The sequence below is a fragment of the Colwellia sp. NW0002-52-1 genome, from assembly GCF_057550865.1.
Map to the genome: position 1 here is coordinate 90,242 of NZ_BAAJLU010000007.1, position 19,655 is coordinate 109,896.

Here is a 19,655-nt window from a genome sequence, read left to right on the forward strand (position 1 = left end):
TAAATTGCGTTAAGCGGTTAACTCAAACTGATGGCTTGCTGGTTTTTCGTATGCTTGATTAATATTTGAATAAAATTGTTCAATTCGGTTCGCCCTTTGATCTACCGCTAAAGATCGACTTGGCGCAATAATTTCTTGTGCTGATAAAGTTTGCTCGATTTGTAGATCGAACGCTTTACTGCTTTCATTATTTGCAAAGCTCTCATCACTTTGCAGTAAATCTTGGTTGCGATATAAATCGCCGCTTCTACGTTCATCTTTTTCATTGTCAGCGTTTGCATTGGCTTTAATTAACTCTGACTGTGCTTCTATAATAATACTTGCCGCAGATGCCGCAACCCTAATATCTTGCGAAGATGGATCTACAGGTGCTAAAGCAGCAGCCTGTACTTGCTTCATTTTAGCAATGGTTTCTTTCGGGTCACCAGCAACGGGGGTTAAGTCTACAGAGACTTCTCCTTCAACAGCATATTTTTTGCCATCAGGCCCAGTTTCATACGTGTAAGTTGGTGCGCCAGTATGTGCACCACCCACAGATGCATGGGCTCTTTCATGGGTTCGTACTTCTTGATCACGAAGTTCTAAATCGCGAATAATCTCTTTTTCTGCTAAGGCTTCAGTATCAGATTTTTGCGAATCAGTTGCAGCGTTTTGGCCTTGTTTTGAATCGGCAGAACTATCTTTATTTTCTTGATCTGATCCTTGCTCTGAATTTTCATTGTTACCTGCGTTACGGCCTGAGCCGTTGCCAATAACATCGTTAGCAAGCTCTGCTTGTTTACGTAAACTCGCGAAGTCTACTTGTTGATTATTTTGAGCAGGTGTACGACCTCGCTCTTTATCTGAAGCAACGCCTTTTTCAGCTGCTGATTGGCTAGAGGGTTCTGGCCGGGTAATTATTTCTCTTTGTTGGTTATCACGGCGCAAGCTATCGGTCTGCAAATTAACAGCAGTTGGTAATGGAAGTTGATTGCTTTGCGGCGTGATATTCATAGTAATTAAACGCGCACGTCTAACAATGTGCCAAGGTTTTCATCTGCTGATTCAATTACGTTAGCAGATGCTTTAGCTTGAAATTCTGCCACGCGTAAATCAACCACAGATTGTGTAAGATTCGTTGGGGTGTTTAAACTTTCGGGTGTAGCCCCTGCAACTTGGTTGCTACTTTGCCCACCTATGCCATAAGTTTCAGGTGTAATACCAACATTGGTGGCTATTTCTTCGGCAGCCTTATAAGCACTTTCATTAGCTTTTTGAAAGCCTTGCACGCCGGCATTAAAAGCAGATTGAATTTCCATGAAAACTCCTAAATTATTACCTTTAGTGACCTGTTTAATTATTAACCAAAATAGCTAGAAAGTAAACTTAGTATTTTTTAAGAAAAACTTTTAAGAACCCAGCTTTTTAATATCGTTAAAAACTCACGCTGGTGAGATATGAAGGGTGCATGAGAAGCTTGCTCAAATACATAACTCTGGCTGCTTGGCACAAGTTCATCAACTAGCTTAATAACTTGCTTAGGCACTAAGCCATCAAGCTTGCCATACAGTCGTAAAAATGGTTGATGAATACTAGTTAACTGCTCAGATATATCTGAGGTTTCTAATAAACTTAATGAGTTATCTAACACTTGCTGAGTGGGTTGATCGTGCTGCATCACTAAATCACGAATAGTTTTAATATCTTGGCGAATATGCGGGCTGCCCATGGCTTGAATTTTTAAAAAATTACTGATGGTTTTTGTAGTATCTTGAGCCAGTTGTTGATGAAATAAAGCCAACACACTTGCTTTAATCCCCGGCCAATTATCGCGTTCAACAAATTGCGGTGAACTGGCAACGGTTACCAGCCCTAATAATTTTGATGAATGACTTATCGCTATTTGGCTAGCCACTAACCCGCCTAAAGACCAACCAACATAAATGGCGGGTTTTCCCACAGCCATGATAATTTCTTTCGCTATTTCAACTAAAGAATATTGCTCAAGTTGCATTGCGCTATTGCTGGCAAAACCGGGAAGATCAACCGTAATAACTTCAAAGTCTGCTTGTAAATTCGCTAGGCAAGGCTGCCAAACCGCAGAGTTAAGTCCCCAACCATGAATAAACACTAATGGAATACCATGCCCTTTACTCGCAATTTTTAATCTTTGTGCCATGCTATTTATCACGCCTTATAATATCCACAACGGGTTGGCGCATAGTTTAACCAATGGATGCTAAAAATGGAATTTGGCAATACTTTAAACAGCACAATACTAAAATATTTAGGTCTAACACTACACCAACAGTTTTTAAGCTTTAGACTGAAAATAAGCTGCTGCCTTTTATGTGGTAATGATTGCCAAAAGCACCCTTTACTTTGTCAGTTTTGCCAAGCAGATTTACCTTATTTTAATTATCAATATCTGCCTTATGATCTGCTTACTTGGCCTGCGGTAACAAAACTTATTCCAAAAAATAATTTTGACCACCTTGTCGCTATCGCGCCTTATGTGTGGCCGTTCGACACTTGGATCAGTCAGTTAAAATATCAATATAAAACAGAACTTGCTGAGCTGTTAAGCCAATTGCTTATTAATCATTGGCATGATTTATTAGTGGTTGAAAATGTCGATTTAACTCCTACTAATACCTTAGTCATATCGGTGCCGTTGCACATTAAAAAATGGCAAACTCGCGGCTTTAATCAAGCACATTTAATTGCTCAACAATTTGCTAAAAAATTTGAATACCCTTATCAGGCTAGTGTGGTAACGAGAGAAAAATGTACTGAAAATCAGGTAGGAAAGTCGGGATTTGAACGCCGTAAGAATTTAAAAAATGCTTTTAGTATCAATCTAGAGCACATTAACGATTTACCAAAAAATATTATTTTAATAGATGACGTAGTAACGACGGGCACCACAGCGAATGAAATCTGTAAAATATTGAAAAAAAAAGGAGTGCAACATATTACACTCCTCAGTATTTGTATCGCCATTCCTGTTGGCTAATAGCTCGTTCTGCTTACTCTGCTAAGGTTGCACTAAATGCTTTCGCAAAAAATAGACTGTTTGCTACTATTTTCATACTACCTAAAAAGTAACCTCTAAAAACTAAATTATCTGTACTCGCAATAACACGCCCTTTACCAACATTATGAGCAACAAGTGTTGGGTTATTTGCTAAACGATTAACTAAATTTTGATCTGAATAGCCACTTAATAAAGGGTTTTTACTGTATTTTGCTACGGTAATAAAAGGCTCGTTTGTTTGCTGCATAATGATTGTACTGTTACGAAATACAGGTAAATCACTTTGTTGATAACCGTAGGCAAGTGGATGACTAATATCAAGTTCGGCTTGAAAAATTGCGCCGGCAATGCGTTTTCTAGCCGACAGTTTTTCTTTATCGCCATAAGTGAGTTTTTCAGTGTCAAACAATTGGTCAATATGGTTTTTACTAACAAAATCCATTTTTAAAAGCTCATTCGACGATAGCCATTTAGCGGCACTTTTCTGGCTAAAAATAACACCACCACTTGCCATCCATGAAGCAAACTTACCTACGAGCTGAGTGCTTAGTGCTTTGTACTTACCGTCAACCATAATAATGTGGCTATAACTGGCTAAATCAATGGCCGCTAACCTTTGCATTTCAACTACAGTTACCGGTATTTCTAGTAAATTATCGAGGTAATAAAGCATTTCACCTGCTTCATATTGAGAGACACCTTTACCACCAACTAACAATACTTTCGGCGCTGATATAGGACGAAATGAGCTACTGCCAATATCAATCCCTTTGGTTGTTAAGCCTGTCGATAAAGCGTTCAGCGGTATTTGGCTCTGATTTGCAAAGCCCACTAATGTACTGCGCCAGTTTGCAAGCTCTTGAATACCTGCAGGAACAATAATGGTACCAGGGTTAAAGGTTTTAACTTCGCCGTTAACTGAAGCTGAAAAATCTTTAGTAGCCACCTTTGCTTTGATGTTAGCTTGAGCAATTTTGTGTAACAGTTTTGGAGCTAAGAATTCATGCCACTCAAATACATAAGCGTAAGCAGAGTTATCAAATTCGGCTGTTTCTCCCGCCATTTCTCGCCAAGGCTTATCTTGAGTTTTTAAGCCCCAAGTGCTGCTAACTTGATCAAACTTTATATTCATCGCTAGCGGTAATGTCCAACCAGAGACATCATAAAAGGTATTATCTTTAAAGTTTTTATCTTGATTAAATAAGGCTTTAATTACACGATACTGAGGCTGTGCTAATGGAACATAGTAGCTTTGTTCAGCGATATAGGTGAGTTCATGGCGTTTGTAATCTTGCTTGAGCGGGTAAACTTTAATTTGATGTTGCTGCAACTTGCTTAGAAAAGTTTGTAAGCGGTAATTGTCTTGTGTTTCAGTAAAAATATAACCGTTAAAGTTTTCATCGCTGGCTTGCTTTTGGGCTTGTTTAAAAAAGTCTCGACGATAATCTTTGAATTTCGCTTGGTTTTTCCATGCCCCTTCAATGGTTGATAACGACGTTAACACTTGATTTTGAATGCCGTACTCAAAGGTTAATAAACCATTCACTGTATCTTGCTGTAGGCCTCGACTACTTGCCTGTTCAAACAAAACGCCAATACCGCCATTAATGTCAGGATAGGTAGAGCCCTTGCCGTAATAAAAGTCGTCAAAGCTTTCTTCGCTGTAATATAAGCGATCTTGCGTATCAAGTGCTTTAGCATGATAAGTCGCTAACAACTGCGTTAATTCAGTGTTTTTGGCTGGTGTTAATGGATGAGTTCGCGTTGGAATACCGGGCTGAAAGAAATAACTACCGTTTGCGCCCATTTCATGAAAGTCGCCCAAGACATTGGGTTGGTATTGGTGAAAATAGGGTAAACGATTTTGACTCTCTTTTTGGGATAACAACAACCAATCACGGTTTAAATCAAAGCCAAAATGATTAGTACGACCAGTACGCCAATCTTGATGATGTTCAATATGATTTGGATCAGAATTTTCCGAGATACCACGATGGGTTGTTACCCAGTTTACAAACCTGTCCATACCATCGGGGTTTAAACTGGGCTCTATCACGATAATGGTATCGTTGAGCATATCAGCCACAGCTTTATCTTGTGAAGCAGCTAAATGATATGCCACTACCATGGCAGCATTGGTACCACTTATTTCATCGCCATGTACACTGTATCCAAGCCAAACAACAATAGGATCTTTAGATGAGGCCGCTATGTCTGAGCGCCTTGCTAGAATATCATCTATATTGCTAAGGTTTTCTGGACTAGAAATAGTGAGTAATACTTGTGAACGAAATTGCGTGGTTCGGCCCATTTCAGCAATATTAACGCGATCAGAAGTTGCCGCTACCTGATGTAAATAACTTAAGATTTGATCATGACGAGGATGACGTTCACCGATACCAAAGCCTAATACAGACTCTGGCGTAGGTATTGTTTGCTGATAACCACTACCTTTGGGTAAATACGTACTTACGCTGGCACTTAAAACAGTAAACGAGAGACTAAATAAACAAAAAATTACAATTCGACACAGCGATAACGACATACGAGCATTCCTTAATTAGTTACCTGATAAAATAACAAAATTATGGCGTTTGAACTAGTTTTCTTCTCAGAATTAAGGGTTTATCTTTTGGTTAGATAATTTTTAAAATTTTAGCTGTATAAATTATGCCATCTAGGACTAGCGCCAAACGACAGAGCAGAGTAAAATGATGATACTTGAGTAAAATAGTCGGGTATTGAAAATTCAATGCCTGTAAAAAGTTCCACCCAGTAGTGAGAGTAAACTAGTATGATGATTAACATTTCAGAAACTGCACAAGAACATTTTGTAAAACTACTTTCTGGTCAAGCAGAAGGTACAAGTATCCGCGTTTTTGTTGTAAACCCGGGCACAGCAAGCGCAGAATGTGGTGTATCGTACTGTCCAGCTGACGCTGTTGAAGCTGACGATATTGAACTAAAATTTGAACATTTTTCTGCTTATATTGATGCCGATAGCAAATCATTTTTAGAAGAAGCTGAAATTGATTTCACCACCGACCAAATGGGTTCTCAATTAACCCTAAAAGCGCCAAATGCTAAACTACGTAAAGTAGGTGATGACGCGCCTTTATTTGAACGTGTTGATTACTTCTTAAAGTCTGAAGTAAATCCACAACTGGCTGGCCATGGCGGTGAATGTACTTTAATGGAAATTACCGAAGACGGTTATGCGGTATTACAATTCGGCGGCGGCTGTAATGGTTGTGCTCAAATTGATGTTACGGTTAAAGACGGCATTGAAAAACAGTTAATCGACATGATGGGTGATGAAATTAAAGGTGTTAAAGATATGACTGAACACGAACGTGGTGAGCATTCATATTACTAAACACAATTAGCATTCGTTACAAATGTCATTGTTAGAAAAACTTGGCCAAGATCCTCAACGCTCAATGCAGCGTTTTCTCAGAGGACTTGGCCTTTTTATTATTGGCGCTTGTTTTATCTTTTTAGGCCTTTATTACAGCCATATTTGGCAAATAATAGGTCTTATTATTTTAGCTTGCGGGTGTTTGTTAGCTATTTATGGTTATGTGGGATTATTTGCTAATCGGTTGTATCATATTTTTAATCGTACTAAGCCATAAAGTACAAGTAGTATAATAAAGCGTTAAAACCCTTAACCCCTAAAGTCGTTAAAAAGCATTTTTATTACGTTGGTAATGCCAAGCTAAAGTTACGCCACGCGCTAACATAAACACACAAAATGCAGCCCACAGCCCATGGTTCCCGTAACCTTGTAATAACCACCATACGGGGAAAAAGCAGGCAAAGGTAGCAATAAGCATACTGTTTCTCATAATATGTGCTTGCATTAAACCTACATAAACACCGTCGTATAAATAACACCAACACGCTAATAAAGGTAGCGCTACTATCCAGAATAAATGCTGTTGTGCATAGTCAACTACGGCAGTTATATCACTAATAGCTAAAATGAAATATCGGCCAGCAAGATAAAATAACACGCTGTAGCAAAGGGCAAAAATTCCAGTCCAGAACAAGGCAATATTTACGCTGACAAACATGCTTTTTTGGTTGTTCTCACCTTTTGCTTTTCCAACCATGACTTCGGCGGCATTAGCGATGCCATCTAAACCAAACGATATTAACAATAAAAAATTCATTAGAATGGCATTAGCAGCTATAACGTCATCACCTAACCTTGCTCCTTGGAAGGTCATAAAAACAAAGCAAACTTCTAAGCATAAGGTTCGAATTAAAATATCTCGATTTAGTTTAAAGTAGCTAAGTAAAGCCGAGCGCTCAACTACCTCACTTAATAAATGCTGAAAACTGCTAAACAAGCCAATAAACTTTTGCTGAAAGTTTTTAAATACAAAGGCTAAACCAATAAGCAAACCACTGTATTCTGAAATAAGTGTCGCAAATGCCACACCTTTAACTTGCCAGCCAAAGCCCATAACAAACAATAAATCTAAGCCTAAATTTATTAAATTTGTGGCAATAATGAGCCACATTACGGCTTTTGCTTGATGGTTACCAAGTAGCCAACCCATAATGACTAAATTTGCTAAAGCCGCAGGTAAGCCCCAAATGCGTATAGCACTATATTCTTTCGCATAAAACTGCACTTGTTCGGAGCCACCGGCAAGTGCTAGCGCTACATCAAGGTAAACGCCTTGCAGTAAAATAACGGTTAAACCAATACTAAAAGCGACAATAATACCACGGAGTAAAATTAAACAGTTTCGTTGGTCATTTTTTTCACCAAATGCTTGTGCTGATAGTCCGGTAGTCGACATGCGTAAAAAACCACATAACCATGTAATCACGGTTATGATCATCGCGCCGACCGTACTTCCGCCCAAATAATAAGAATGAGATAAGTGGCCGATAACCGCGGTATCAACTAAACCTAATAATGGTGCGGTAATATTTGATAAAATCATCGGTAATGCAAGTACGAACAGCTGTTTATGCCGTTCTATATCATTGAATTTCAAAAAAACTGACCTTTGTTATGAATTGGGCTATATCTATAGCGAAAAAAAAGCTATTTTACCTGTGCTTTTAATGTCTCTTATTTTGCAGGAAGATTATCATGAAATACCGTCTCTTGGCAGCATTGTGCTTGTGCTTACACTTCTCTAGTTTTGCTACTGTTATATTGCAATATCATCATGTAAGTGAAGACACGCCAGCAAGTACTAGTATTTCGCCCGAGCAATTTTCAAAGCATATGCAATATTTGCAAGACAATAACTTTAAAGTTGTTGCTTTATCGACGTTAATAGACGCGATAAAACAGCAAAAAACCTTACCTGACAAAACAGTGGTGATCACATTCGATGATGCCTACATAGACATTTTAACCAACGGTAAACCGATACTAGATAAACATAACTTTCCTTTTACCATATTTATAAATCCTGGCATTGTTGGACAAAACACTTCACACTTTCTGTCGTGGCAACAATTAAAAGCGATGGCTGATGACGGGGTAATTATTGCCAATCATGGCATGGAGCATGATTCGCTAGCGCGTATACCAGACGGCATAACCAGCCAAGCTTGGTTAGCAAAAAATACAGAAAGCTTATTACGCGCTGAAGAAGTTATTAAAGCTGAAACCGGCCAAAGTTGGCGTTATTTTGCTTACCCTTATGGTGAGTTTAGTCCTGAAGTTCAGCAATGGGTACGTGATAATAATTTTGTCGCTTTTTCTCAGCAATCAGGCGCTGTTGGTTTAGATACTGACCTAACCAGTATTCCACGTTTTCCTGCATCACAACCGTATGACCAGCTTTCAAGTCTGCGTGACAAGTTAGAATCATTGCCTTTTAATATTCAATTAAACGGCGACAACCTACAAACAATTTTTGAACAAGGTCAAGCAACTTCAATTACCATGACTGTTGAGGAAGAGGATTTCTCACCAGACCAACTTCATTGTTATATTTCAGGGCTAGGTAGACAAAAAATCGAATGGCAAAATGATAAAACCTTTGTTATTAATTTTAGCGCACCACTAAAGCCAGGCCGTGTTCGTTGCAACTGCACTGCACCGAGTATAAGCGAGCCGGGGCGTTATTATTGGTTTTCAAAACCTTGGTTTATTCTTAAGGAAAATCGAGAGTGGTATCCGTTATAACAACGGCTGGATAACTTGACTAGATAACTTGGCTATATAACAAGTTATCCCGTGCTTTATCTATCAAAATAAACATAAGCTCAGCCATTTTCACTGAAAACAATGATAATGGCTGAGCTAAATTTTACTTTTCTGCGTTGAAGCTAAACTCAGTACAAAGCAACTATTTTTGCAAAATCACTCACCAGCTTATCACCTTCAATCACAGGTACTGCACCTAAGGCTTGTTTAGGCTTAAATATCGCTTCAACTTTACCGTTAGGATTAATTAACACTAACGAAGCGCTATGATCAACCAAGTAATTAGTGACTGTTGCTCCGTGATTTTCTATGGCATCGCTATTTGCTGGTAAATCAACTTCTGGTTCGGTTATCGCATACATTAAGCCTAGGTTTCGGGCAAATGGAAATAACGCGCCATGATCGCCATACAATGCTTTAAATTCAGGATTAAAATAACCAATATAACTGGCTAGTTTTTCCTGCGTATCGCGCTTGGGATCAACAGAAACTAACAGTACTTGATTGTTATCTGTTACCGCTTGCAAATCATCGTAAATAAAGTTCAATTCTTGTAGCGTTGTTGGGCAAACATCAGGGCACGAGGTATAACCAAAAAACACCCAATTCCACTTACCTTTGAGCGATTCATTGTTAAACTTTTCGCCTAGGTGATCAGTTAATTCAAATGCTTTTACATCTCTAGCTTGTTGATAATGTAAAGCAAATTCAACTGGCGATTTTTGATTTAGTTGACTAAATAATACTAAGCCTGCCGCAAGCGCACCTAGTGCAACTATTACCGTAACAATTTTATTCATTAGCCCGTTACCGGTAATAAATAATGATCAAGTAACAAAATAATAAATAACGCCATTAAATGTACAATCGAAAATTTAAAGGTGTCCATGGCAGTTTCCTCATCGGCATTAAACTTTAACTTCCAAGCATAAGCAAAAAACACCAAGTTTAAAACTACAGCGCCAATTAAATATAACCAATTACTCATGCCAACTAGATAAGGCAATAAACCGACAACAAACAATAGTACGGTATAAAGTAAAATTTGAGTTTTGGTGAAATTTACCCCGTGAGTTACTGGTAACATCGGAATGTTAACTTTAGCGTATTCGTCTTTACGATGAATGGCTAAAGCCCAAAAATGTGGTGGTGTCCAAGTGAAGATTAATAGCACTAACAATAAGGCATTAGGATGCACTTCATTGGTCATGGCTGTCCAACCTAATAAAGGAGGAATTGCGCCAGCTAAACCGCCAATGGTAATATTTTGCGGTGTAGCTCGCTTTAAGTACATGGTGTAAACAAAACTATAACCTACTAAGCCTGAAAAAGTTAACCAAGCTGTCAATGGGTTTACCAGTGTATATAACACGATAAAACCGACTACTGCTAAACTAATGGCAAATATGGTGGCACTTCGAGCTGTTAGTCTGCCATTAGGCAATGGGCGATTATAAGTTCGCCCCATCACTTTATCTATACGTTCATCAACAATGTGGTTGATAGCAGCGGCGGCTGAAGATAAAAAACCAATACCTATCATTGAAGGTACTAAAACTTGCCAAGGAATAACGCCCGGTACGGATAAACACATACCTACTAATGCCGTTAATACCAACAATGCCACAACGCGGGGTTTGGTTATTTCATAATAATCTCGCCAAACTGGCGTACTAGGTGCGCTATGACTCGCTTCTACCGTATTACTTTGACTCATACTATGCCCCTAAATTTTCCGTTTTAAACTGTATGTCATACTAATTAATGACATCATTAACATTGCCGCTACCACATTGTGACTAACTGCAACGCTCAGCGGTAAAGAGAACCAAACATTACTTATGCCTAAACCTACTTGTACGCTAAGTATAAAACCTAAACTCAATGCTGCATTTCTAAAAAATGGCGACTGAGCGTTACGATATATACTGATAGCAAGCCACATTAAATAAAGCGTAGTTACTATAGCACCAATACGATGCATAACATGAATGGTTAAGCGCGATGCATGATCTAAGTGACCAAATTCGTAACTGTCTTTTTCTGGCGGAATAAGGTCTAGTGCATGTTCAAAATTTAGCTGTTGAATCCAGCCATCTTGACAAATAGGCAGCTCAGTACATGTTAACGCCGCATAATTTGACGATGTCCAACCACCTAAACTAATTTGCCCAGCTAAAATAAAAATGCCAATAACGCTAAATTTAGCATATTTTTTCAAAGCGAAATCACCACCGGGTACTCGATGAGCACTCAAGCGCAAATACAATAAAAATAATAAACATAAGGTGGTAAACCCACCGAGTAAATGCCCCATTACCACCACAGGCATTAGCATCATAGTTACGGTCCACATCCCAAGCGCGGCTTGAAAAATCACCACCAATAATATCAAGATCGGTAAACGCACCGGGCCGCCTTGAGCACGCCGTTTTATAGATATTAATGCAATCAATAAAATTAATAAGCCTAAAGCGCCAGCAAAGTAACGATGGATCATTTCATTCCAAGCTTTGTGGTGCTCTACTGGGCGGTCGGGAAATGCTTGTTCAGCAATAAGAATTTGTTCACTGGTTTTTGGTACGTCAATAAAACCGTAACAGCCAGGCCAATCAGGACAACCAAGCCCTGCATGTGTTAGGCGAGTATAGGCACCTAAGCTAACCACCACTATAGCTAATAAAATACTAACAAAAACCAGTTTTTTAATGTCAGACGAGCTTTGCGTTCTCATATTAGCCAATCCTCGAATATTTCAATAACTTCTTAAAGTCAGCTAATATCGATTTACCAAACTGCGGTAATTGTTTATCACTTTTTGGTGGTATATGGCTTAAAATAACGTTACCTAAAGGGTCAACAATAAGTACTTGGGATTGCTTTATTTCTATTTTTGCTAATGCTGGCATAGCTTGAATATGCCATTTTTTACTATTAATTTTTTCTGCTTGCGACGTCGTTAAGTCCGCTTGAGTTAAAGCAACGGGTTTTACGCGTGGCATTTCTTTGCCAAGTGCAATATAGGTATTGTTAACGCTAACTAATACTTTTTCGCACTGTACATCGCACTGCGTAGGTAAGGTGTACAACATTAACCATTGATGCTCAAACTCGTCTACATTCAACCCCAGTTTTGCCAGCGTTAATTCATTATCAATTAACTGCCCTTGGTTAGTTACACCATAATTAAACCATTGTTGATTTAATGCTAATTTAGCTAGCACAACGGGGATAATAAATACCGCTAAAAGAATTAGCATACTGCGGCGCGATTTATTTAACTCTGAAGAACTCATACAACTCAGCCTTTTTTTCTTATTATTTAATGTCGGTATTTTCTACTCTACTTGCTAATGTATATTTAAGATTCGTTTAGTTATTCATGCTTAGCCATTTTTATCGCTGCCCAAATCATTAAACTGATCCAAGCCAATGCCAAACTAAACCATTGAAAAGCATATCCTCGATGCTTTTCAGGTGGCATTACGATGGGCTGCCAATTTTTTTTATAACCCAGTGTTTCTTTTGTATCTAAGTAAACAACAAAGGGCAATAGTTTCTTGTTGATTAATGCCGAAAATTTATCTAATTCAATTTGTTGTACTCGCAATGGCCATGTTGCATTAGTTAAGTCTTGAGCTTGTAATTGAATGCCTACTTCAATTTCTCTTATATGGCCTGTGATTGTGTGCTGACCGGTTACCGGTGTTATTTCAGGCAAAACATTTCTGTCTATAGACCCTTGCACCCATCCTAGATTCACTAATATGGTATCGCCATTACTTTCAATAATTTGATACACCCGATAACCTAATCGCCCTTTATTAGGTTGGTTATCAAGTAAAAAAACTTTCTCTGAATCAAAATAACCGGTCAATTTAATCGGTAAATCGTTAATACCATCTTGTAAGCCTTCAAGTGCTTTTACTTGGGCTAATGAGAGAGCATCACGTTGACTTAATGCTTGTATACGTTCTTGACGTTGCTCTTTTTCAAGTGCGCGTTCAATTTGCCAAAATCCGAGCTTGATTAATGACGAAAATACTAGCATGGTAAATATAACCATTGGCCAATTAAGTTGCTTTAACTTGTGCTGAATTGATACCAGATTCATAGACTACCGCATGTTCACTAACTAAAAACAGACTATAAAAGAGAGAATGCTGTGTTAATTAAAATTATTGTTGTTGGCTTACTAGCCTTTATGATTTACAACTTATTTAGGGCATTGTTCATTATGAATAAAAATGATCCTGACAAGCCACCTATGTCTAAGTTTATTGGCCGCAGGGTAATAACATCGGTTGTGATAATTTTACTGCTAGTACTTGGTATATACACTGGGGTTATCACCCCAAACCCTCGCCCTTTCTAAATAGTTGAAGGTACGGATTACTTTACCGTACCTTCAAATACTTACACGGGCTGTATAACATTGCCGTTATTTATAACGTTAAATGATATAAACAAAAACAAATAAAATTACCCAAACCACATCAACAAAATGCCAATACCAACTTGCGGCTTGGAACGCAAAGTGGTTTTTCGGGGTAAAATGTCCTTTAAATACGCGGATCAGCATAACCAGTAGCATAATAGTCCCTAAGGTTACATGCATACCGTGAAAGCCGGTTAACAAGTAAAAGGTATTACCGTAAATGCCACTATCTAGGTACAGCTTCATTTCATCAGCATAACCATGAGCATACTCTAGGCCTTGGCAAAACAAGAATACAATACCTAATACCACGGTTAGTCCTAACCAAAACTTCAATAATTCACGTTTTTCTTGCTCGAGTGAAACATGAGCAAAATGTGCTGTAATTGAAGAAGTTAACAACAAAATAGTATTAATGAGTGGTAAACCATACCAACCCATGGCAGTGGTTTCAGTACCATCAGGCGTTTTAATTAACGGCCAAGTTGCCGTAAAGTCTGGCCATAAAATGGCTGCCGTTGCTGCATTGTTTCCTGCACCATCAAGCCACGGTACTGAAAAAGTACGGGCGTAAAGCAAGGCACCAAAAAATGCCGCAAAAAACATCACTTCTGAAAAAATAAACCAGCTCATACCTTGGCGGAAAGAGTTGTCCATTTGATGGCTATACTTTCCAGCCATTGACTCGGTAATAACATTGTTAAACCAGCCAAAAACCATATATATAATCAAAGCAATACCGGCCAGTAAAACCCAACCTCCACCGCTAGCTTCAGGATTATTTAAATTTGAAACATAATTGCCAGCACCTACAGCAATTAAAAACAGCGCTATTGCCCCAATTATTGGCCATTTGCTTTGCGCTGGTACGTAATAACTTTCGTATTCTTTGGTTGTCATTGTTGTTCCCCTCAATTAAGTGCCAAGCACTTAAGAATCAACTGAGCTTGTAATATCGTATAAGGTGTAAGATAACGTGATGGTTGAAACATCGTCTGGCAAATCTACATCAACATAAAATTGCAAACCCATTTCAACATCTTCACTGGCTTTTAGCGGCTGATTATTAAAACAAAAGCATTCAATCTTTTGAAAATAAACCGCAGCCCGACCCGGTGATACTGACGGCACGGCTTGGCCAACAATATTACTAACCGATTCATTCTTCGCGTAAAACTTTACGACCTTACGCTCACCTGGGTGTACTTTTACTTCGTTGATCATTGGCTCAAACCGCCAAGGAATACCCTTGGCGGTTCTTGTCAAAAATTGCACCGTAATCGTACGTTCGGTATCTACCGATACAGCATTGTAACTTGCTGCCACATTAGACGTTTTACCGTTTAAACCTGTGATATCACAAAACACGTCATATAACGGTACCATCGCAAAACCAAAACCAAACATACCAAAAACGATGAGCATCAGCTTTTTAACTGTTTTTTTCACTGATGCATCATGTGTTTTTGCTTGTGTTTGTTCCGACAACTTATTTTGCGATTCGCCGTTAGTCATTTTATTTCCAATTAATCAATTTTTGGTGGTGTTTCAAAAGTGTGATACGGCGCAGGGCTAGGCACTGTCCATTCCAATCCTTCTGCACCTTCCCAAGGTTTCGCCGGTGCTTTGTCGCCACCTCTAATACACTTGATAACCAATACCAAGAATATTAACTGTGAAATACCAAAAGCAAAGCCGCCAATACTGACCCATTTATTAAAGTCAGCAAATTGCAATGCATAATCAGGAATACGACGAGGCATACCCGCTAATCCTAAAAAGTGCATAGGGAAAAACAGTAAATTCACTGAAACTAGTGAACACCAAAAATGCCACTTACTTAAGGTATCGTTGTACATGTAGCCAGTCCATTTTGGTAACCAGTAGTATGCGCCTGCAAAAATAGAGAAAAGCGCACCGGTAACTAATACATAATGGAAATGAGCAACCACAAAGTAAGTATCATGATATTGAAAATCGACTGGAGTCATCGCTAGCATCAAGCCAGAAAAGCCACCAATAGTGAACAAAATCACGAAGGCAATAGAGAACAGCATTGGTGTTTCAAAACTAATTGAGCCACGCCACATAGTTGCCGCCCAGTTAAAGACTTTAACACCCGTTGGTACGGCAATTAACATGGTGCAATACATGAAAAACAGTTCGCCAAATAGTGGCATGCCTGTGGTAAACATGTGATGCGCCCAAACAATAAACGACAAGAAGGCAATCGATGCCGTTGCGTAAACCATAGAGCTATAACCAAACAGTGGTTTGCGTGCAAATGCAGGAATAGTTGTAGATACAATACCAAACGCAGGCAAAATCATAATGTAAACTTCAGGATGACCAAAGAACCAGAAAATATGCTGGAACATTACGGGATCACCACCACCAGCGGCATCAAAGAAGCTGGTACCAAAATAAGTATCGGTTAACACCATAGTTACCGTGCCCGCGAGCACCGGCATTACCGCAATTAACAAGTAAGCCGTGATGAAAAATGTCCAAACAAATAGTGGCATTTTCATGTAAGTCATACCCGGCGCACGCATATTCATAATGGTAACAACGATATTAATTGCGCCCATTATTGAGGAAATCCCCATAATATGTACCGCAAATACAAACAGTGCCGTACTACCGTTACTGTAAGTTGTTGATAATGGTGCGTAGAAGGTCCAACCGAAGTTTGGCGCGCCACTTTCTAGAAAGAAAGTCGACAATAAAATAGCGAAAGCAAATGGGAGAATCCAAAAACTCCAGTTATTCAATCGTGGCAATGCCATGTCTGGCGCACCTACCATCATAGGTAGCATCCAGTTAGCTAAACCTGTAAAGGCTGGCATTATTGCACCGAAAACCATGATAAGACCGTGTACAGTCGTCATTTGGTTAAAGAAGTCAGGCTCAATTATTTGTAAACCAGGCTGAAATAACTCAGCGCGGATAACTAGCGCCATAACACCGCCAGTTAAAAACATAATAAATGAGAACCATAAGTACATCGATCCGATGTCTTTGTGGTTAGTAGTATATAACCAGCGTTTCAGGCCGGTCATTTTATGATCATGGTGATCACCGTCATGTGGATCATGTTCTGATTGATCATTAATTACATCTGTAGTCATTATAACGCCTCCCTACTTCGCGCTAGCAGCAACATCTGCTGGCTGGACTAAATCACCGGTATTGTTACCCCAAGCATTTCGCTCATAAGTTACAACCGCAGCAATTTGCGTTTTAGTTAATTGGCTAGCAAATGCCGCCATCGCTGGATTTTTCTTACTTCCGTTCAGTACCATGTCGAGATGTACTTTTACGTCGCCTTTAATAATGGGGCTATTTACCAGTGCAGGAAATACCGGTGCCATACCTGTTCCATTAGCTTGATGACAAGCAGCACAAGATGCCATATAAACTTCTTCACCCATGGTCATTAATTCAGCTTCGCTATAAACCTTGGCTAAATCTTCGGCTGGTATAATTTCTTCAACTACTTCTGTTACTTGTTCTGCAACATTTTCAACGGCATCTTCAACAGCGCCTAAGATGCTTGCATCTTCACCGCCCGAGACAGTTTTAACATCAGCAGCTTGTACCGCATCACCAGTATTATTACCCCAAGCATTACGCTCGTAGGTAACCACTGCCGCGATTTCTTTTAAGCTGAGTTGCTTTCCATAACCTTGCATACCTGTGCCCGCTTTACCATTGAACACAATATCTATGTGCTCACTAACTGGGCCTGTAGTTGCAATGGCACTGCCTTTAAGTGCTGGAAATGCTGGTGGTAAACCTTGGCCACTCACTTGATGACAAGCCGCACAATAAGCAGTGTAAGTGGTTTCACCCAGTTGCATTAACTCTTCTAAAGGTACAGAAGCATTTAATGACGCGGCCTCAGCAGCTGCAGCATTAGCTTTAAGTTGCTTTTGTTCATCAAGCCAAATCGCATAATCAGCTTCAGATTTAACTTCTACAACAATCGGCATAAAACCATGATCTTTACCACACAGCTCAGCACATTGGCCTCGATAAATTCCAGGTTCATCTACTTTGGTCCAAGCTTCATTAATAAAACCTGGGTTAGCATCTTGTTTAACCGCAAATGCTGGCACCCACCACGCGTGAATAACATCATCAGAGGTAATAACAAAACGTACTTTTTTGTTAGTAGGAATTACTAAATGGCGATCAACCTCGAGCAGGTAATGTTCACCTTTATCGGCTGAAGTACCATCTTGGTTTTCGTACTGTTCACGTGGTGTAGAAAGTACGGAATAGAATTCGATATCTTGATCGAAGTACTTATAATGCCACTTCCACTGGGAGCCAGTAACTTGAATAGTTAAATCGGCATCATCGTTATTTTCCATATCAATGAGCGTTATAGTGGCAGGAACAGCCATAGCGATTAGTATGACGACAGGGATTGCCGTCCAGAGAATTTCAACTTTTGTGCTTTCATGGAAGGTTGCTGGCTTAAAGCCTTTTGATTTACGGTGAAAAACCATAGACCAAAACATGGCACCAAATACTACAACACCAATAGCAGTACAGATATAGAGCACCAACATATGTAAATCATATACGTCTCTACTGACATCTGTAACGCCTTTGGTTAAGTTCAGCGGCATATCTGCCCAAACCGAACTAGACAACAAGCCCCCTAGCAACAGCATACCTAGGTTACGTCTTTTCACTCGACATCTCCTTCACCCTTTTAAGGCAAAACAACACAGTTTCATCATGAAAGCCGGCTGTTTTGCGCATACATTTATTATTATTTAAGTGACGTATTATTCGACAACGGTCAAGTACGCCCTATTGTTATGTTTGTACGTTTTCTAGACTAGAATTACTTAAAAGTTGATCGGGGTCAATTTAAAATTTCAAATGCATTGAAAATAAAAACTAATAAATACAATAGAGTAATAACCCTAAACTGAATGAAAGGTCCATTTCTAAAAGGTTATGCTGAATGTTTATTTATTGTTCAAGTTGATTTTTTTACACTGAATAATAAATAATCAACACCAAAATAAATCTGTATAAAAAATCTACAACTCACGAGAATTTAAAGTAAAATGTGTATTTTAGTCGTTAACAAAAATAAGATAAAAATGGCGGGGGAAAGATAGATAAAAAAACAGATTAAACCGAATGATTTCAAAAAAAAACGAGTTTAATCTGTATTATATTGCAGGATTTAAAGTTGCTGGATTTAAAATGATGAAAAAATTTAACGTTTTATTACAATTACATCCAATCGGCAGCTCTAATTACACCGACTGCCAACCCTTCAATATTGAACTGCTGCGAACGTAAGTCCACTTTAATAGGTTCAAAGTCTTCATTTTCGGCATGCAAATAAACCACGTTGCCTTCACGTTTAAAGCGCTTAACGGTTACATCGTCTTCAACTCTGGCTACAATAACTTGGCCACTTTGCACATCAGTTGTTTGGTGCACGGCTAATAAATCACCGTCTAATATCCCAATGTCTTTCATGCTTTCGCCATTTACACGCAATAAATAATCTGCAGCAGGATGAAATAAACTACCATCAATTTTATAATGTTGCTCTACATGCTCTTGCGCCAAAATAGGTTCGCCGGCAGCCACACGCCCAATAAGCGGTAAACCATCTTCTTCCATAAATTCTTCTGCAAGGCGAATACCACGCGATGTACCAGGCAACATCTCTATATAACCCTTTTTCGCCAGTGCTTTCAAATGCTCTTCTGCGGCATTGGCTGACTTAAAACCAAAATTAGTCGCAATTTCAGCACGTGTTGGCGGCATACCTGTATCGGCTATTTTCTCTCTGATCAGATCAAATATCTGCTGTTGTCTAGGTGTTAAAGGGCGCATTTTCATTCCTTAAGCGACTGATGGTTAAGCCTGTATTTTTAAACAGTATTACTGTTATTGTATACAGGCCTAGAGTAAACGCAAGATTTTATTGTTATGGTATTAAGCGGTTTTATTATTTTAGCGGCTATAAACACCAA

General features: G+C 39.0%; 20 protein-coding genes. 5 read left to right on the top strand and 15 right to left on the bottom strand.

The annotated features are described in order from the left end of the window. Positions 1–9 precede the first annotated feature (9 nt). The 3 genes from AC27H3_RS09050 to bioH all read right to left on the bottom strand — a co-directional run bounded on the left by AC27H3_RS09050 (position 10) and on the right by bioH (position 2,158). Positions 10–993, bottom strand: coding sequence for a putative metalloprotease CJM1_0395 family protein (locus tag AC27H3_RS09050; protein WP_487105517.1), 984 nt, complete (start codon positions 991–993; stop codon positions 10–12). A gap of 5 nt (positions 994–998) precedes the next feature. Next, positions 999–1,298: a hypothetical protein gene (locus tag AC27H3_RS09055; protein ID WP_487105519.1), complete on the bottom strand. Its 300-nt coding sequence runs from the start codon at positions 1,296–1,298 to the stop codon at positions 999–1,001. A 77-nt stretch (positions 1,299–1,375) separates the two neighbouring features. Further along, positions 1,376–2,158, bottom strand: coding sequence for a pimeloyl-ACP methyl ester esterase BioH (gene bioH / locus AC27H3_RS09060; RefSeq protein WP_487105521.1), 783 nt, complete (start codon positions 2,156–2,158; stop codon positions 1,376–1,378). A gap of 66 nt (positions 2,159–2,224) precedes the next feature. Here bioH and AC27H3_RS09065 point away from each other — a divergent pair, with 66 nt between their 5' ends. Beyond that, positions 2,225–2,995, top strand: coding sequence for a ComF family protein (locus AC27H3_RS09065; protein WP_487105523.1), 771 nt, complete (start codon positions 2,225–2,227; stop codon positions 2,993–2,995). 13 nt (positions 2,996–3,008) lie between these two features. Here AC27H3_RS09065 and AC27H3_RS09070 read toward each other — a convergent pair whose 3' ends face one another. Beyond that, positions 3,009–5,561, bottom strand: coding sequence for a M14 family zinc carboxypeptidase (locus AC27H3_RS09070; protein ID WP_487105525.1), 2,553 nt, complete (start codon positions 5,559–5,561; stop codon positions 3,009–3,011). Between the two features lie 252 nt (positions 5,562–5,813). On the opposite strand from AC27H3_RS09070, the gene nfuA reads away from it, so the two are divergent. Then, positions 5,814–6,392 carry a Fe-S biogenesis protein NfuA gene (gene nfuA / locus AC27H3_RS09075; RefSeq protein WP_487105695.1) on the top strand — a complete coding sequence of 193 codons (579 nt, stop codon included), beginning with the start codon at positions 5,814–5,816 and terminating at the stop codon, positions 6,390–6,392. A 22-nt stretch (positions 6,393–6,414) separates the two neighbouring features. Continuing rightward, positions 6,415–6,651 (top strand): hypothetical protein, encoded by a 237-nt coding sequence (locus AC27H3_RS09080; RefSeq protein ID WP_085303216.1) that lies wholly within the window; start codon positions 6,415–6,417, stop codon positions 6,649–6,651. Positions 6,652–6,699: 48 nt separating this feature from the next. On the opposite strand, the gene AC27H3_RS09085 is transcribed toward AC27H3_RS09080, so the two are convergent. Further along, entirely contained in the window at positions 6,700–8,031 is a 1,332-nt protein-coding gene (locus AC27H3_RS09085) for an MATE family efflux transporter (protein ID WP_487105528.1), read from the bottom strand. 98 nt (positions 8,032–8,129) lie between these two features. Here AC27H3_RS09085 and AC27H3_RS09090 point away from each other — a divergent pair, with 98 nt between their 5' ends. After that, positions 8,130–9,179, top strand: a complete 1,050-nt coding sequence (locus AC27H3_RS09090) for a polysaccharide deacetylase family protein (RefSeq protein ID WP_487105530.1) — start codon at positions 8,130–8,132, stop codon at positions 9,177–9,179. Between the two features lie 149 nt (positions 9,180–9,328). Here AC27H3_RS09090 and AC27H3_RS09095 read toward each other — a convergent pair whose 3' ends face one another. From AC27H3_RS09095 to AC27H3_RS09115, 5 genes are all read right to left on the bottom strand, one after another. Beyond that, positions 9,329–10,000: an SCO family protein gene (locus AC27H3_RS09095; protein ID WP_487105531.1), complete on the bottom strand. Its 672-nt coding sequence runs from the start codon at positions 9,998–10,000 to the stop codon at positions 9,329–9,331. Further along, a complete protein-coding gene (gene cyoE, locus AC27H3_RS09100) occupies positions 10,000–10,917 on the bottom strand; it encodes a heme o synthase (RefSeq protein WP_487105533.1) in 918 nt (305 codons plus the stop codon). The genes AC27H3_RS09095 and cyoE overlap by 1 nt, the downstream gene beginning before the upstream one ends. Positions 10,918–10,926: 9 nt before the next feature. After that, entirely contained in the window at positions 10,927–11,934 is a 1,008-nt protein-coding gene (locus AC27H3_RS09105; RefSeq protein ID WP_487105535.1) for a COX15/CtaA family protein, read from the bottom strand. 1 nt (position 11,935) lies between these two features. Further along, positions 11,936–12,496, bottom strand: a complete 561-nt coding sequence (locus tag AC27H3_RS09110; protein WP_487105537.1) for a hypothetical protein — start codon at positions 12,494–12,496, stop codon at positions 11,936–11,938. 80 nt (positions 12,497–12,576) lie between these two features. After that, positions 12,577–13,314: an SURF1 family protein gene (locus AC27H3_RS09115; protein WP_487105539.1), complete on the bottom strand. Its 738-nt coding sequence runs from the start codon at positions 13,312–13,314 to the stop codon at positions 12,577–12,579. 51 nt (positions 13,315–13,365) lie between these two features. Between AC27H3_RS09115 and AC27H3_RS09120 the strand changes: the two genes are divergently transcribed. Then, a complete protein-coding gene (locus AC27H3_RS09120) occupies positions 13,366–13,575 on the top strand; it encodes a DUF2909 domain-containing protein (protein ID WP_085303203.1) in 210 nt (69 codons plus the stop codon). 78 nt (positions 13,576–13,653) lie between these two features. Here AC27H3_RS09120 and AC27H3_RS09125 read toward each other — a convergent pair whose 3' ends face one another. The 5 genes from AC27H3_RS09125 to lexA form a co-directional block, all read right to left on the bottom strand. Continuing rightward, positions 13,654–14,538, bottom strand: coding sequence for a cytochrome c oxidase subunit 3 (locus AC27H3_RS09125; RefSeq protein WP_487105541.1), 885 nt, complete (start codon positions 14,536–14,538; stop codon positions 13,654–13,656). A 30-nt stretch (positions 14,539–14,568) separates the two neighbouring features. Next, complete coding sequence (locus tag AC27H3_RS09130) at positions 14,569–15,153, bottom strand: cytochrome c oxidase assembly protein (protein ID WP_101685938.1); 585 nt, start codon at positions 15,151–15,153, stop codon at positions 14,569–14,571. 11 nt (positions 15,154–15,164) lie between these two features. Then, the gene (ctaD, locus tag AC27H3_RS09135; protein ID WP_487105543.1) at positions 15,165–16,769 is read right to left on the bottom strand and encodes a cytochrome c oxidase subunit I; all 1,605 of its coding nucleotides are present in this window, start codon (positions 16,767–16,769) and stop codon (positions 15,165–15,167) included. 12 nt (positions 16,770–16,781) lie between these two features. Next, positions 16,782–18,323: a cytochrome c oxidase subunit II gene (gene coxB / locus AC27H3_RS09140; RefSeq protein ID WP_487105697.1), complete on the bottom strand. Its 1,542-nt coding sequence runs from the start codon at positions 18,321–18,323 to the stop codon at positions 16,782–16,784. Between the two features lie 577 nt (positions 18,324–18,900). Continuing rightward, positions 18,901–19,515 (bottom strand): transcriptional repressor LexA, encoded by a 615-nt coding sequence (gene lexA, locus AC27H3_RS09145; RefSeq protein ID WP_487105545.1) that lies wholly within the window; start codon positions 19,513–19,515, stop codon positions 18,901–18,903. Between the last annotated feature and the right edge of the window lie 140 nt (positions 19,516–19,655).